The following is a 15,698-nucleotide window of genomic DNA, read 5'->3' on the forward strand; positions in this document are numbered from 1 at the left end:
TAAATCTTGGTAAAAAAGAAAAATTACTAAAACAATTAAAAATAGAATTAAGAAGATTATAAATTATAAATGAAAAAATTAGGAATAGTAATTACAGATGGTGTTGGTTTTAGAAACTTTATTTTAAGTGATTTCTTAATTGAAGCCGAAAAAACATTCGATGAAGTTGTAATTCTTTCTTGTTTGCCAGCTTCAGTTTATTCGGAATTTGTAATAAACTCAAAAATTATTGAATTGGATGTTTTTGAGGAAAAGTTTAGTACATGGTTTTTTAGAAAAGCCAAAGAAGTTGCACATCTCAAACTACATCAAAAAAACAACTTTGGAATTCAGGATAGTTTAAAAACCAATACATCAACCTCAAAAAGTAATAGAGGTTATGCAACTCGTTTTATATTTAAACTAACTTCGGTTTTACATTCAGAAAAATGGATTCAAAGATTTAATTTTAGACAACAGCTTTCTTTTAAAAACGATTCGAAAACAATTGGTTATAAAACAATTTTAGAAAAAGAGAATTTTGATCTATTGTTTTTTACCCATCAAAGACCTCCATATATAGCGCCATTGGTTTACCAAGCAGAAAAACTAAAAATTAAAACAGCCTCATTTATTTTTAGTTGGGATAATCTGGCTTCAAAAGGAAGGATGGCAGCCAATTTTGATTATTATTTGGTTTGGAGTAATTTAATGAAATCAGAATTGCAACAGTTTTATTCGTCAGTAAAAAAAGATCATATTGAAGTGGTTGGAACGCCACAATTTGAGCCCTATGTTTTGGATAGATACAAAGTTTCTAAAGAACAATTTATTTTAAAATTTAAGTTAAATCCCAATTTAAAAACTATTTGTTTTAGTTGTGGAGATATTTCTACAAGTAAAAATGATGAATTGTATATCGAAACCATAGCTAATGCCATACAAGAAGGAAAAATAAAAGATGTAAATTTTATTATAAGAACTTCGCCGGCAGAAGATCCTATCCGTTTTTCAAATTACGCGAAGAGATTTCCTTTCATAAAATGGAATTATCCAAAATGGAATTTATCAAGAGAAAATCATCAAGAATCCTGGTCACAAAGAATTCCTTCGATCGAAGATATTAAAGATTTAAGAAGCTTATTAGAGTATTCAGATCTTAATATTAATATGTTATCTACAATGAGTCTTGATTTTATTCAGTTTGATAAACCTGTAATAAATACCGTTTTTGGGAATTCTAAAAATGGATTATATGACGATCAGCGGTTCTTAAAGTATGCTCATATAGAAAATGTTGTAAAAAGCAATGCAACCAAAATTGTAAAAGATCAGGAAGAATTAATAAATGCAATAAACTTGTATTTAGATAATTCAGAATTAGATTCAGAAAACAGAAAAGAATTATTGCAATTGCAAGTAAGTAAGCCATTAGAAAACACAGGTAAAAGAATCGCACAAACTCTTTTAAAATGGACGTAAGCATGCAAAAAATTGCTATTCTATGTAATTACGAGTTGCTGCCCGAAAGAATTGGAGGCATGGATTATTTTTTCTGGGAATTTGATAAAAAATGCAAAGACAATAATATTCAAGTAGATTGGTTTTTTCCAAACAAATCAAATCATGGCAATTATTCAGACTTGACTATTTACAGTAACACAGAACTTAGTTTAGAAAATTATTTTCTTTCTTATTTTAAAAATAATAAACCTGAGTATACACATATTATTACCCATTTTTTAGAACTTTCTACACCATTTTTCTATAAAATTAAAAAACTGTCTAAAGCAAAAATTATAGCAGTTGATCATAATCCCAGACCTTTGAACGGATATTCTTTCAAAAATAAAGTAAAGAAAAAACTAAAAGGAATTTTGTTTTCAAGACATACAGATGTTTTTGTTGGAGTATCGGAATACAGTAAAAATCACCTTATAAATGATTTTGGTAATCATATAAAAAGCAAAATAAAAGTTATTCCAAATGGAGTAGATTTTTCAAAATTTAAAAAGAAAACTTCTTTTATTCCAGATAACAAATTCATTGTCGCGTGTCATTTAAGAAAAGAAAAAGGAATTCAAGACTTAATTGTAGCGGTAAATAAAATTAAGAAAGAGCATAATTTTGATTTTTCGATTGATGTTTATGGTAAAGGATATTACAAAGAGCAATTAAATAAAATGATTGTCGATTTTTCTCTTCAAAATATTTTTAGTTTTAAAGGAAGTGTGTCCAATTTAAATGAAATTTATTGTAATTATGACTATCTGTTACATCCCTCACACGGCGAAACATTTTGCTATACAGTGCTGGAAAGTCTAATTTGCAACTTACCTGTAATAACAACAAGAAAAGAAGGAAATGTTCTTGATCTGGTAAAGGAAAATCAAAACGGTTTTTTGTTTGAAGTTTCTAAAATAGACCAACTAAAAGAGATTTTATTAAAAGTTTTAAATCAAAACTATAATTTAGAGAATAACTCAGTTATTAATGATAATTTGCACACTTTTTCGCTAATCAATATGGTTGAAAATTATTTTGAACTAGTTAATAAGAATCAAAATCTATAAATCCACTAAAGTCCTTATTATCAATATATGTTTTTTAATTCCTTAGCATTTGCTATTTTTTTACCAATCGTTTTTTTCTTGTACTGGTTCGTTTTCAATAAAACGAAAAGCACACAAAATGCATTGTTAATTGTTGCTAGTTATTATTTTTATTCCTGTTGGGATTGGAGATTTCTTTTTTTACTAGTTTTCTCTACATTCCTGGATTATTACACCGGAATTCAAATCGAGAAAGGAAAATCAGAACAAAGTCGAAAATTCTGGTTCTGGCTAAGCGTTTTAGTCAATTTAGGATTTTTAGGCATTTTTAAATACTACAACTTTTTTGCAACATCCTTCTCAGAATTATTAAATTCGGTTGGAATTCAGGCAAGCCCAATTTTATTAAAAGTAATTCTTCCAGTCGGAATTTCATTTTATACTTTTCACGGATTATCCTATGTTATCGATATCTATTATAAAAGAATAAAAGCCGAATATAACTTTGTAGATTATTCACTATTTGTAAGTTACTTTCCGCTTTTAGTTGCCGGACCAATAGAAAGAGCAACACATTTATTGCCTCAGGTAAAAGTAAAACGAGAATTTGATTTAGAAAAAGCCAAAGAAGGAGTTTGTCAAATTATTTGGGGATTAGTCAAAAAAGTTATCATTGCAGATACTTGTGCTACATATGCCAATGCAATTTTTGACAACTATACTTCAATGAATTCGTTCTCGCTTATTTTAGGAGCAGTATATTTTGCATTTCAAATCTATGGTGACTTTTCAGGATATTCGGATATTGCATTAGGAGTATCAAAACTATTCGGACTCGATTTATTACGAAACTTTAATTATCCCTATTTTTCAAGAGACATTGCAGAGTTTTGGCGTCGCTGGCATATTTCGCTTTCGTCTTGGTTTCGGGATTATTTATACATTCCGTTAGGTGGTAGCAAAGGCGGAATCTGGATGAAAATTAGAAATACATTTATCATTTTTGTTGTTAGTGGGTTTTGGCACGGAGCCAATTGGACTTATATTACATGGGGATTCATAAACGCGATTTACTTTTTACCGTTATTGTTACGAAATAGTAACCGAAATAATATCGACGAAATAAAAGTTACTTGGAATCTTGATTCTGTAAAAGTAATCGTAAGCATTCTTACCACGTTTTTAATTACGTGTGTTGCGTGGGTGTTTTTTAGAGCAAGAACGATTTCTGATGCTGTTTTATATTTAAAACGTATAGTAACAAACAGAGATTTTGCTTTTCAGTTTCTAGAAAATGACCGCTATAATTATGAACTACTATTAATGATTGGCATATTTGTTTTGGTTGAATGGAATAACCGAACAAAAGTTGAGCCCTTATCAGGAAAAAATAGTATGCTTAAAATAGCATTGGCAATACTAGCGATTATGGCATTTGGCACTTTTTCAGATTACAAAGAATTTATATATTTTCAATTTTAATGAAGCGGTTTTTAATTTATTTAGTCAAAATTTTATTCGTTACAATTTTTATAGCAGTTGTGCTGGACGGATTGTATACGGCAATTTTTATGCAATCTAAAAATCGTGGAAAAATAGAAGCGGTTATAAATTCTAAAGCTAAAAATTATGATGTAGTGATTTTGGGTTCATCAAGAGCAAACAATCATTTTGTATCTCAAATGTTTGAAGACAAAGGATTAAAAACCTTTAATTACGGTATGAGTGGAGGGCATTTATTTGAAGCCTCATTAATGCTTAAATTAATGATCGAACGAAAATATGAAATTAAAAATGTAATTCTTGAGGCCGATTTAAATCTTTCAAACGATAAGGAATCTGATGGAGTTTCTGCAAAATTCCTGCCCTATATTCATAATTCAGAAGTAATAAAAGATCATTTTTTGAGCCAGGAAAATTTTAATCAATTATATTATATTCCTTTTTACAGATACGTAAAGTATGATTCTAAAATAGGTTTTAGAGAAATTTATAATATTACAAAAGGCGAGTCAACAAATGCTCTAGATAATCAAGGTTATTACCCGTTAGCGAAACATAAAAACGGGAATATGAAAAACAACATATTGAATTTAAAACCGTTGCCACATAATAAATATTACGAAGAGATTAAAAGTATATGCAAAGCAAACAACATCAACTTTATTGCTGTAATGACTCCAATGTGCGAAAATGTTGTTGGAATGAATTATTTTGATAAAGTAAAAAAAGCATATCCTGAAATTCATAACTATGAGAATGTTGTAATAGAAAATAAATATTTCTCATCATGTGGACATATGACTGACGCTGGAGCAAAAATCTTTACAGCTAGAATATTAAAAGACTTTTTTAATAAATAAGATTCATGAAAATTGCTTTTTTAACACCAGAATATCCGCATCCAAAAACAGGAAATTCTGGTGGTATAGGAACCAGTATTAAAAATTTGGCAATTGGTCTTTTATCAAAAGGTATTACAGTTCGGGTTTTGGTGTATGGACAAAAAGTAGATAATGTTTTTGATGACAATGGAATTCTAGTTCAGCAAATAAAGAATGTGAAGCTAAAAGGATTGTCGTGGTTCTTAACGAGAAAAAAGTTAGAAAGAATTATAAATCAATTATTTTTAGACAAAAAAATTGATTTGGTTGAAGCCCCAGATTGGACAGGAATTACATCATTTATAAAACCCAAATCATGTCCGTTAATTATAAGATTAAATGGCTCAGACACTTATTTTTGCCATTTAGACAATCGGCCAGTAAAATGGATTAATAGATTTCATGAAAAAAGAGCTTTAAAAAATGCGGATAGATTATTGTCCGTAAGTCAATTTACAGCAGATAAAACAAATGAGATTTTTGGTTTAAATAAAGCATTTACAATTATTCCAAATCCTATCGATACAAATTTGTTTCAGACCAATATTGAAAATCCTCAGAAAGAGAAAACCATACTCTATTTTGGAAGTTTAATTCGTAAAAAAGGACTTCTCGAATTGCCATTGATTTTTAATAAAGTAATAGAAAATAGTCCTAATACTAAATTGATTTTAGTTGGTAAAGATGTTCCCGATATTATTTCAGGAAAATCTTCGACTTGGCAAATGATGCAAGAGCTATTTTCAGAAAAAGCTAAAATTAATGTCGACTATTTAGGAAGTGTTCCTTATTCTGAAATAAAAATAAAAATCGAAGAAGCAACTGTTTGCATATTTCCCTCTTTTGCAGAAGCGCTTCCAGTATCTTGGTTAGAAGCAATGGCTATGAAAAAAGCAATTGTCGCATCAAATGTTGGTTGGGCAAATGAAATGATTATGGATGGAGAAAGCGGTTTTTTAGTCAGCCCAAATAATCACAATTTGTTTGCATCTAGAATAATACAACTTTTAGATCATTCAAATCTTGGAACTAAAATGGGTGAAAATGCTAGAAATAGAGTTAAAAAGCTCTTTGATACAGATAAAGTTGCCAAAGATAATATTGATTTTTATAAATCATTAATTGATTAACCTTTGATAGTATTATATCATAACGGAGCTAGAGCCGTAAAAGTTGTTTCAAACGAAAACAAGATTTTACCTTGTAACAAGAATGTAAAACTATCTATTGTATTGTCTCAACTTGCTTTTCAATATCCAGATTCAAAAATTATTTGGTGTAACGAAAAGTTAGAATCAAATCTAAACTTAGAAACTATAGATACAATTTTTCATCATGATAAGATGATGTTGTCCTATAATCCTGAGGGAATTGAGTTTTTAGGTCGAAAAATTGGTTATATAGATGACTCCCCTTTCATAAAAATCAAAAAAGATGTAAGTTATCCAACTTGGCAAATGAGTAGTTTAGTAGGAGCTATTCATGCATCAGTACTTGTAGAGATTGAGAAAAAAATAAAATTAGATTCTGATTTTGATTACTATCTTACTTCAATAGCTAAGCTATGTATGCCTTTAGGTTTATTATGCTATTCACAACCAAAATTATTGTTTGAAACCAAAATCCGCTTGATTTCAAAACCTTCTAATTTGATTCTTTTCAGATTTGTGAAACAGCATTATAAAACCCGATGGATATTTTTGCTATTCCTGAATTTAATAATCTCTGAATTCAAATTTCCTCTTTTAGCTTTACTATCTAGTTTTACTTTTAAGAACAGAAATAATAATAATATTTGTCTCGATTCAATTAAAGTTAGTTCTTCATTACAGGAAATTAATTCAACAACTATTGATGTTATTATTCCAACTATTGGAAGAAAACAATATTTATATGATGTTTTAAAAGACTTATCTCAGCAAACACATTTGCCTAAAAATGTAATAATTGTTGAACAGAATCCTTTAATAGAGAGTTTTTCAGAGTTAGAATATTTAACTTCAGAAGATTGGCCATTTGTTATAAAACACACTTTTACACATCAGGCAGGGGCATGCAATGCCAGAAATGTAGCTCTTAATCAAGTAGAAAGTGAGTGGCTTTTTTTTGCAGATGATGATATCAGAATTGAAAATTTGTTTATTGAATCAGCATTCGATTTAATTTCAAAATATAAGAATAAGGCCGCGACGTTTAATTGTTTACAGGTAAATGAAAAAAGTTCTTATAAAGAGATATTTCAGTGGAGTGCTTTCGGATCAGGATGTAGTATTGTTAAAAGTGAGGTAGTTGAAAAATTAAGATTCGATACGAAATACGAATTTGGATTTGGAGAAGATTCCGATTTTGGAATGCAAATACGAAATCAAGGATATGATATATTATATTTTCCTGTTCCTTTAATATTACATTTAAAAGCTCCTATTGGTGGTTTTAGAACAAAGCCTGATTTGGTTTGGAACAACCATAAAATTAAGCCGAAACCATCTCCTACAGTTTCACTATATAAAATATTGAATCAAACAAAAGAGCAGCAAAAAGGATATCAAATAGTTTTATTTTTTAAATACTATAAAAAACAATCTATAAAGAATCCAGTGCGATATTTTTTTAACTTTCAGAAGCAATGGAAACAAAGTTTGTATTGGGCAAATGAATTAATACGTAAGTCGGAATGATGTTTTCTCTAATTATTTGTACTTATATGCGCCCTGAACCATTGTTTAAATTATTACAATCAGTTCAGAAACAAAATTTGTATCCGGATGAAATTTTAATTATCGATGGATCTTTAGATCATAAAACGAAAATTTTATTAAATGAAAATCAATTCGAAAATTTAAAATATTTTTTGGTTGATGATCAAAATCGCGGACTTACTAAACAAAGAAATTTTGGAATTGATAAACTAAGGGATGATCTCGAAATAGTTTGTTTTCTAGATGATGATACTATTTTAGAAGAAAATTATTTTCAGGAGTTAATCAATACTTATAAAAAATATCCAGATGCATTAGGTGTTGGTGGATATATCATAAACGAAACAAAATGGGAGAAAGTAAGTGATGATTATAAAGTTTCTATAAATGAGTTTTATTTTGATGGATGGAAACGCAAAGATGGAAGTCGTTTTGTTCTTCGAAAAAAATTGAATCTAGATAGTAATTGTCCTCCGGGATTTTTGCCTTTATTTTCGCACGGAAGAAGTATTGGATTTTTGCCACCAAGTGATAAAATATATCAGGTCGAACAATTAATGGGTGGAGTATCATCATTTAGAAAATCTGTATTTGAAAATTTTTCATTTTCAACCTATTTTGAAGGTTACGGACTATATGAAGATGCTGATTTTACGTTAAGGGTATCTAAAGTTGGAAAATTGTATGTGAATACAAAAGCTCGTTTAGGGCATTTTCATGCCGCCTCAGGTCGCCCTAATCAGTATAAATATGGTAAAATGGTAGTTAGAAATGGATGGTACGTCTGGAGGGTCAAAAATCCAAATCCAGTTTTAAAAGATCGTTTCAAATGGAATGCTATTATAATTATTCTTACTTTAATAAGATTTACTAATTCAGTTACGAGTAGTAATCGAAAGGAAGCTTTTACTGAAGCAGTTGGAAGATCAGTTGCTTGGTGGGAACTGATTTTTAATAAACCGAAAGTAAAATAATACAAGGCTGCATGAAAACGATTTTAATAGCGCATAATTATACTGAAGATTCATTTTCATTAATGAGTTATCATTTAGCCCATTATTTAGCCGATTTAGGAAATCGAGTTGTTTTTATTTCGCACAATCCTTTCTTTGAAGAAAGTAAAATTATTAATAAAGATAAAGGTGAAATTGTTATTTGTTCATGGCCAACCAAAAAAAGACCTACATCATTAAAGGACGTTTTTTGGTTTTGCAGCATATTTTTCAAATACAGACCTAATGTAGTGATTGGTCATTTCGTGGGTGCAAATATTACAATTGGTATTTCAAAAATACTCTCTTTTGGTAAGACCAGAACATTTGCTTATTACCATACTTTAAGTGATCAAATCTGTAAAGATAGAAAACCGGCTATTGTAAAAGACAAGTTGTTTTTCTTGCGAAAAAAAATGTTTTATAAGTTGTTTTGTAATGTTATTGTCTGCCCTTCCAATTTGGCCAAGTTAGATTTAGAGAAATATTATGCAGTAAAAAAAGGAATAGTCGTTTTAAATCCGATGAAAGATAGATTGAAGGACAAAACTATTCTGAAAAAAAACATTGTTATATCTTTTCTTGGAAGATTAGATCCGTCAAAAGGAGTTATTGATTTAGTTACTGCTTTCAAAATTTACAGTGAAAAAAATAAAACATCCAATATAATTCTCAATATCGCTGGCACAGGAATTCAGGAAAATGAAGTTAAACAGTTGATCGAAAATGAAAGTAAAATTTTTTATTTAGGAGGATTGAGTTATGATAAAATTGACGATTATTTAGGAAAAAGTCATTTTACAGTTATACCTTCAAAAGTAGATAATTTACCCACAGTTGGTTTAGAATCATTAATGAATCAAACACCATTATTAATTTCAAATGGCGTTGGCTTGACCAATTATTTAGAAGACGGTGTTGATTGTTTTAAGTTTAATTCAGATGTAAAATCGATGATTTCACTTTTTGAACGAGTTGAAAATAATTTTGATATGCAAATTCAAATGAGTTTTCATGCAAGAAAAACTTTTTTGGAAAAATTCACTATTGAAAATTATTGTACTACACTTTCAAAAAAAATAATGCAATGAAATTTGCCATAATTACTCATGTCGCTCATATTCAAAAAGAGAACGAATATTTTGCATATGCACCTTATGTTCGCGAAATGAATATTTGGTTAAAGTATGTTGATGATGTAATTATTGTTGCTCCTCTAGAAAGTAATGAACCTAAAATAATAGATATTCCTTATCAGCATAATAGAATAAATTTTAAAAAAGTAAGTGATTTTAGTTTCGTTACCTTCAAAAAAAGTTTACTTTCAATTTTAAAATTACCAAGGATTTTTTGGGAAGTATTCTGGGCGATGAAAGATGCAGATCATATTCATTTGCGCTGTCCGGGAAATATGGGTTTAATAGGTTGTTTAGTTCAGATTTTATTTCCGAAAAAAGAAAAAACAGCAAAATACGCTGGTAATTGGGATCCTAAAAGTAAACAGCCATACACATACAAATTGCAAAAATGGATGCTAAGTAATACTTTCCTGACCAGAAATATGAAGGTTTTGGTTTACGGGGACTGGGAAAATCAATCGAAAAATAGTAAACCATTTTTTACAGCCACCTATTCAGAATCGGAAAAAGAATCGGTTCAAAAAACAAGTTTCGATCAGGAAACAAAATTCATTTTTGCGGGAAGTCTGGTTCTAGGAAAAAATCCTATGTATGCAATTCAATTTGTTGAAAAGTTGCACGAACAAGGATATGCAGTGACTTTAAATTTATATGGCGAGGGTCCGGAAAGAATTAGTTTAGAGAATTATATTCAAATAAATAATTTAGGAGCCTTCATAACTTTAAATGGAAATGTAAATCAAAATACACTGAAGAAAGCATATCAAGAAAGCCATTTTGTTATTTTACCTTCTAAAAGCGAAGGCTGGCCAAAGGCAATTGCAGAAGGAATGTTCTGGGGTTGTGTACCTATTGCCACTTCAGTATCTTGTGTGCCATTTATGCTGGATTATGGAGAAAGAGGGGGACTACTTAAAATGATTTTGGAAAAAGATACCGAGCAAATAGAGACTATTTTAAAAAGTGAATTAGTTTTTAAAAACAAGAGTAAAAAAGCGTTAGAATGGTCACAAAAATATACTATAGATGTTTTTGAGAAGGAAATTAAAAAAATGTTAGATAAATAATCATGAAAATAAAGAATAAGAAATTTTTAATTATTATTCTCTTTTTAGGGATCTTAATATTGATCTTGATAAATAGCAGAACTCCTTTTTTTCAGCCAAATGAAGTTGGCGGTTGGTCTGTAGGATATGGAGAATCTAACGAATTTCCCAAAAGCATTAATGCAAAGAATAATGCTATTTATAATATTGAAAAATTGAAGATTAGTAATGACTCTACAGTTTTTTTAGCTGATCCTTTTTTCGTCAAAGAGAAAGACACTTTTTATTTATTTTTCGAACACAAAAAAAATAAATTTAATGGAGATGTTGGTTTGTTAACCTCAATTGATGGAAAGAATTACCAGTATCGTGGTACAGTACTTACTCAAAAGTTTCATTTATCGTATCCTCAGGTATTCAAATATCGAAACGACTTTTACATGGTTCCCGAGTCCAAAGGAGCAAATAATGTATTGCTATATAAAGCACATCATTTTCCTTTTGACTGGAGGGTTTGCGATACTTTGGTAAGTAATATTAAATTGAAAGATCCGTCAATATATCTATCAGATTCTTTAAATGTTATGGTAGCTTCAGATGATAATTTGAATATGTACATGTACCAGGCCGATTCGCTTTTTGGAAAATGGAAATTACATAAAAAACCAATAGTCATGATGGGGACAGAAGCCAGAGCGGGCGGACGTTTTTTTGCTGATAAAAAAGGACTGATTTTGCCGGTACAAAATGGTACAAATGGTTACGGATTTGGACTGTCGTTATATCGTTTTTCTTTTAAGGATGGAAATTATACCGCTAAAAGAGAATCTCCATTTTTTTTAAAGGCTAATAAAGAAATAAAAGAATTTAATGCAGGAATGCATCAATTGGATATTCAAAAGATAGATGATAACCGTTACTACTATGTATATGATGGAAATGCATTAAATGGCGACTCTAAAAAATTAAATGTTTATGGTCCTCTCAAATGGACTTACATTGATGTTAAAAATTGGATTTTAAATCAATGAGAATCATTCAAATGATAGATTCCCTTGAAGCGGGTGGAGCAGAGCGTATGGCAGTAAATTATGCTAATGCTTTGGTTAATGAAATTGAATTTTCTGGATTGGTTACTACTAGAAAAGAAGGTTCTTTGCGAGACAAAATTGATGCGAATGTTTCTTATTTATTTTTAAATAAAAAGAGGCAACTTGACTTTGGTGCACTTTTTAGATTAAGATCTTTTGTGCTAAAAAATAAAGTAACTCATATTCATGCGCATAGTACCTCTTTTTTTCTAGCTTTCTTATTAAAATTAATTCATCCTTCGTTAAGAATTATTCGACACGATCATTATGGAAATAATGAGTTTTTATTGGCTCGCCCTTATTTTGTATTAAAGCAAACAGCTCCTTTTTTTAATGGAATTATTGTTGTAAATCAAAAGCTTAAAAATTGGTCCGAATTAAAATTAAAAGCAAAAAATATTATCTATTTACCTAATTTTTCAGTTAAAGAGAAAAGTAAAAGAGCAGATAAAATTCTTAAAGGTTGTGAAGGAAAAAGAATTGTTTGTTTAGCTAATTTGAGACCCCAGAAGAACCATTTTTTATTATTAGAAGTAGCTAAAAAACTAAAAAAAACGTATTCAGATTGGACTTTTCATTTAGTTGGAAAAGATTTTGAAGATGATTATGCAATGCAGATTAAGAAATTAATTCTAGAATATGAATTAGAAGAAAATGTATTTCTTTATGGCTCGAGACCAGATGTAGAAAATATACTAAATTTAACATCAATTGCTATATTGACTTCACAATCTGAAGGATTACCAGTTTCGCTCTTAGAATATGGAATGTATAAAAAACCAATTGTTGTTACTCGAGTTGGGGAAATACCAACAATCGTTCAACATGAAGAAAATGGTTTTGTTGTTGACTCTAACGAACCAGATTTGTTTTATAAATATCTAGTCAAATTGATTACTACTGAGAAAATCCGTTTTGATTTTGGACAAGCACTTTATAATACAGTTCAAAGTGATTATACAGATAAAAGTGTAATAAGTAAATATTTAAATTGGTTGCAAAAAAGTTAAAAATGAAGAAAGAAGATCAGTCTTATATTTTTTTAATAATGCTTCATTTTTTATTAGGAGCATTAATATTCGCATTTCCTTTTGCTTCAAAAATATATACTTTGGCAATATTTGTAGTTGGGGTTTATTACATTGTAAAAACGGAGAATAAAAATAATGAAGTTCTTATTGCATCTGCTTATGTTGTAGGTGTTGAGGTGCTTTTACGAATGACCGATGGGATGATATTGAATGAGTTTGGTAAATATTCAATATTGTTTTTTATGTTTCTAGGAATGATTTATTCCAGATTTTCCACGAATGGTCTATTATATGGTATTTTCTTGCTTTTACTTGTTCCGGGTATTATTTTATCTACTACCTCCTTAAATTTAGATACTGATATTAAAAAGGCAATTGTATTTAATATTTCCGGGCCGGTTTGTTTAGGAATTTCTTCCATCTATTGTTATCAGCGTAAAATAAGTTTCGACAGATTAAAGCAATTAATTACCGCTTTTTCTATGCCTTTAATTAGTACTTTGACTTATCTTTATTTTTATACACCTAGTATAAAAAATGTGATTAATGGAACGCAATCTAATTTTGAAACGTCCGGTGGATTTGGTCCCAATCAGGTGTCCACGCTATTGGGTTTAGGTATTTTTGTCTTTTTTGTTCAATTGTTGTTAAATTCCAAAAGTCGATTATTGCAAGTAATAAACGCAGGATTTGTTCTTACTTGTGCTTTTAGGAGTATTGTTACTTTTTCTCGAGGTGGAGTAATAACCGCAGTGGTGATGATTCTTTTATTTTTAATAGTTTTGTTTTTTCAAGCTAATAATAATGCAAGACCTAAAATTACATTTATTATTATATTTTCTTTTTTAACAGGATTAGGAGTTTGGGGTTATAGCTCTCTTGAGACTAAAGGATTGATTAATAAGCGTTATGCAAACGAAGATGCTTTAGGAAGAAAGAAAAAAAGCCAGCTAGGTGGAAGGGAAGTTCTAATGGAAACAGAGTGGAAAATGTTTTTGGATAACCCAATTTTGGGAGTGGGTGTTGGTAAAAATAAGGAGTTAAGAAAACAACAAACAGGAATTGATTTGGCGAGTCACAATGAAATTACGAGAATGTTGGCAGAGCATGGTTTATTTGGAATAATCGATTTACTGATTTTATTTTTTACTCCTTTGCTTTTGTTTTTTAATAACAGACGAAATATTTTTGCACTTTCTTTTTTGACGTTTTGGTTGCTCACTATAAATCATGCCGCTATGCGACTTGCGGCTCCAGCTTTTGTATATGCACTTGCACTTCTTTCAGTACAAGTTAAAAATCCTGAAATAGCAGAAAAATCCGTCGAGTAAATTCTATTTTTTATAATACATTTGCCTCATGTTTAAGCCCCTAAACAAAATCGAATAAATGTTTTCAAAAAATAAAATGCATTTCGAAATTTCAGAAAGAAGAATATTGCTTCTTGTTTTCGATGCTGTTTTTGTTTTATCAGCTTTATATCTATTAAGCATAATAACTGATTACGGTTATTTTGTTTTTGAGCAAAGGCATACTCTAAGGATCGTTTTATTGGTAAGTTATATATACATTTTTGGATTAATTTTCGAAATGTATAATCTACAAGTCGCAAGTAATCAATTGCAGATTCTTCAAAGTGTAATTTTTACCGCAACAGCGACAGGCTTAGCCTATTTGTTTACACCTATTTTATCGCCAGAATTACCCAAACAGAGATTAGTTATATTGACTTTCTATGCTGCGATAACTTGTACCTTACTATTATGGCGTTTGTTTTATGTCTATTTTCTGGCATCACATCGGTTTTCTCAAAATGTAGTTTTAATTTGTGATCAAAATCAGGTTGAAGAATTGGTTTCAGGACTTGAAAAAGTCGATCCGCATTATAAAATTATTGGTTTTGTAAATTCAGATTCTGTTTCTGAAGAACGCTCAGATTCTTATTATATAAAAAAGATTGAAAAGAAAAATTTAGAAGCTTTTGTTGTTCATAATCATGTTTCTGAAATTGTTATTGCCTCCCAGAAAACTGACGGTATTACTGCTGACTTGTACCAGCAATTACTTCACTTGTTAGAGTCGGGAAATGTTATTCGCGAATATACCCAGGTTTACGAAAGTAAAACTCAACGTATTCCGGTGCATTATATAGCAAGAGATTTTTACAGATTTTTCCCGTTCAGCAGGAGTAATAGTAATAAACTATATTTATTTTTAGTTCGCTTTTTAGAATATCTATTCTCTATTATTGGTTTGGCAATTTGTGTTGTTTTTATCCCTTTTATTTTCATCATTAATTTAGGAGCAAACAAAGGTTCATTGTTTTATACACAGGAACGAGTAGGTAAAAACGGTGTTGTTTTTAAAATCTATAAGTTTAGAACAATGGTTGGAAACTCAGAGACAAACGGTGTTGTTTTTGCAACTTCAAACGATACACGAGTTACTCCCTTTGGAAAAATGATGCGCAAATCAAGAATTGATGAATTACCACAGTTTTTTAATGTTTTAATGGGCGATATGGCTGTTATTGGTCCAAGACCTGAGCGACCTTTTTTTGTTGAAGAAATAGCTCAAATAATGCCATTTTACGAAACCAGACATGTTATAAAACCTGGGCTTACAGGTTGGGCACAAGTAAATTATTCTTATGGCGAATCTATCGATGAGAGTTTAATAAAACTACAATATGATTTATACTACATCAAACACCGCAGTATATTTCTAGATTTAAGTATTACCTTTAAAACCATTACTACAGTTTTATTTTATAGAGGGCAGTAGT

The 15,698-nt window shown here is 29.8% G+C and carries 13 protein-coding genes; all 13 read left to right on the forward strand.

Features of this window, described 5'->3' with window-relative positions:
- Window positions 1–69: 69 nt before the first annotated feature.
- From IW18_RS04205 to IW18_RS04265, 13 genes are read left to right on the forward strand one after another with little or no spacing between them, the layout of a single operon-like run.
- Entirely contained in the window at window positions 70–1,461 is a 1,392-nt protein-coding gene (locus tag IW18_RS04205; RefSeq protein ID WP_041516310.1) for a hypothetical protein, read from the forward strand.
- Between the two features lie 2 nt (window positions 1,462–1,463).
- Window positions 1,464–2,552 carry a glycosyltransferase family 4 protein gene (locus tag IW18_RS04210; RefSeq protein ID WP_041516311.1) on the forward strand — a complete coding sequence of 363 codons (1,089 nt, stop codon included), beginning with the start codon at window positions 1,464–1,466 and terminating at the stop codon, window positions 2,550–2,552.
- A 27-nt stretch (window positions 2,553–2,579) separates the two neighbouring features.
- Window positions 2,580–4,013, forward strand: a complete 1,434-nt coding sequence (locus IW18_RS04215; protein WP_041516312.1) for an MBOAT family O-acyltransferase — start codon at window positions 2,580–2,582, stop codon at window positions 4,011–4,013.
- Window positions 4,013–4,894 carry a hypothetical protein gene (locus IW18_RS04220; RefSeq protein ID WP_041516313.1) on the forward strand — a complete coding sequence of 294 codons (882 nt, stop codon included), beginning with the start codon at window positions 4,013–4,015 and terminating at the stop codon, window positions 4,892–4,894. Before IW18_RS04215 ends, IW18_RS04220 begins: the two co-directional genes overlap by 1 nt.
- A gap of 5 nt (window positions 4,895–4,899) precedes the next feature.
- Window positions 4,900–6,045 carry a glycosyltransferase family 4 protein gene (locus IW18_RS04225; protein WP_041516315.1) on the forward strand — a complete coding sequence of 382 codons (1,146 nt, stop codon included), beginning with the start codon at window positions 4,900–4,902 and terminating at the stop codon, window positions 6,043–6,045.
- 3 nt (window positions 6,046–6,048) lie between these two features.
- Entirely contained in the window at window positions 6,049–7,593 is a 1,545-nt protein-coding gene (locus IW18_RS04230; protein WP_041516316.1) for a glycosyltransferase family 2 protein, read from the forward strand.
- A complete protein-coding gene (locus IW18_RS04235; RefSeq protein WP_041516318.1) occupies window positions 7,590–8,588 on the forward strand; it encodes a glycosyltransferase family 2 protein in 999 nt (332 codons plus the stop codon). Before IW18_RS04230 ends, IW18_RS04235 begins: the two co-directional genes overlap by 4 nt.
- Window positions 8,589–8,599: 11 nt before the next feature.
- A complete protein-coding gene (locus tag IW18_RS04240) occupies window positions 8,600–9,697 on the forward strand; it encodes a glycosyltransferase family 4 protein (protein WP_041516319.1) in 1,098 nt (365 codons plus the stop codon).
- On the forward strand, window positions 9,694–10,812 hold the full coding sequence (locus IW18_RS04245; RefSeq protein WP_041516361.1) for a glycosyltransferase: 1,119 nt from the start codon (window positions 9,694–9,696) through the stop codon (window positions 10,810–10,812). Before IW18_RS04240 ends, IW18_RS04245 begins: the two co-directional genes overlap by 4 nt.
- Before the next feature lie 2 nt (window positions 10,813–10,814).
- A complete protein-coding gene (locus tag IW18_RS04250) occupies window positions 10,815–11,822 on the forward strand; it encodes a glucosamine inositolphosphorylceramide transferase family protein (RefSeq protein ID WP_041516321.1) in 1,008 nt (335 codons plus the stop codon).
- Window positions 11,819–12,892 (forward strand): glycosyltransferase family 4 protein, encoded by a 1,074-nt coding sequence (locus IW18_RS04255; protein ID WP_041516322.1) that lies wholly within the window; start codon window positions 11,819–11,821, stop codon window positions 12,890–12,892. The genes IW18_RS04250 and IW18_RS04255 overlap by 4 nt, the downstream gene beginning before the upstream one ends.
- Window positions 12,893–12,894: 2 nt before the next feature.
- Window positions 12,895–14,244, forward strand: coding sequence for an O-antigen ligase family protein (locus IW18_RS04260; RefSeq protein ID WP_041516362.1), 1,350 nt, complete (start codon window positions 12,895–12,897; stop codon window positions 14,242–14,244).
- A 58-nt stretch (window positions 14,245–14,302) separates the two neighbouring features.
- Complete coding sequence (locus IW18_RS04265) at window positions 14,303–15,697, forward strand: sugar transferase (RefSeq protein WP_041516324.1); 1,395 nt, start codon at window positions 14,303–14,305, stop codon at window positions 15,695–15,697.
- Window position 15,698 lies beyond the last annotated feature (1 nt).

It is taken from the genome of Flavobacterium hibernum (assembly GCF_000832125.1).
GTDB classification, from domain to species: domain Bacteria; phylum Bacteroidota; class Bacteroidia; order Flavobacteriales; family Flavobacteriaceae; genus Flavobacterium; species Flavobacterium hibernum.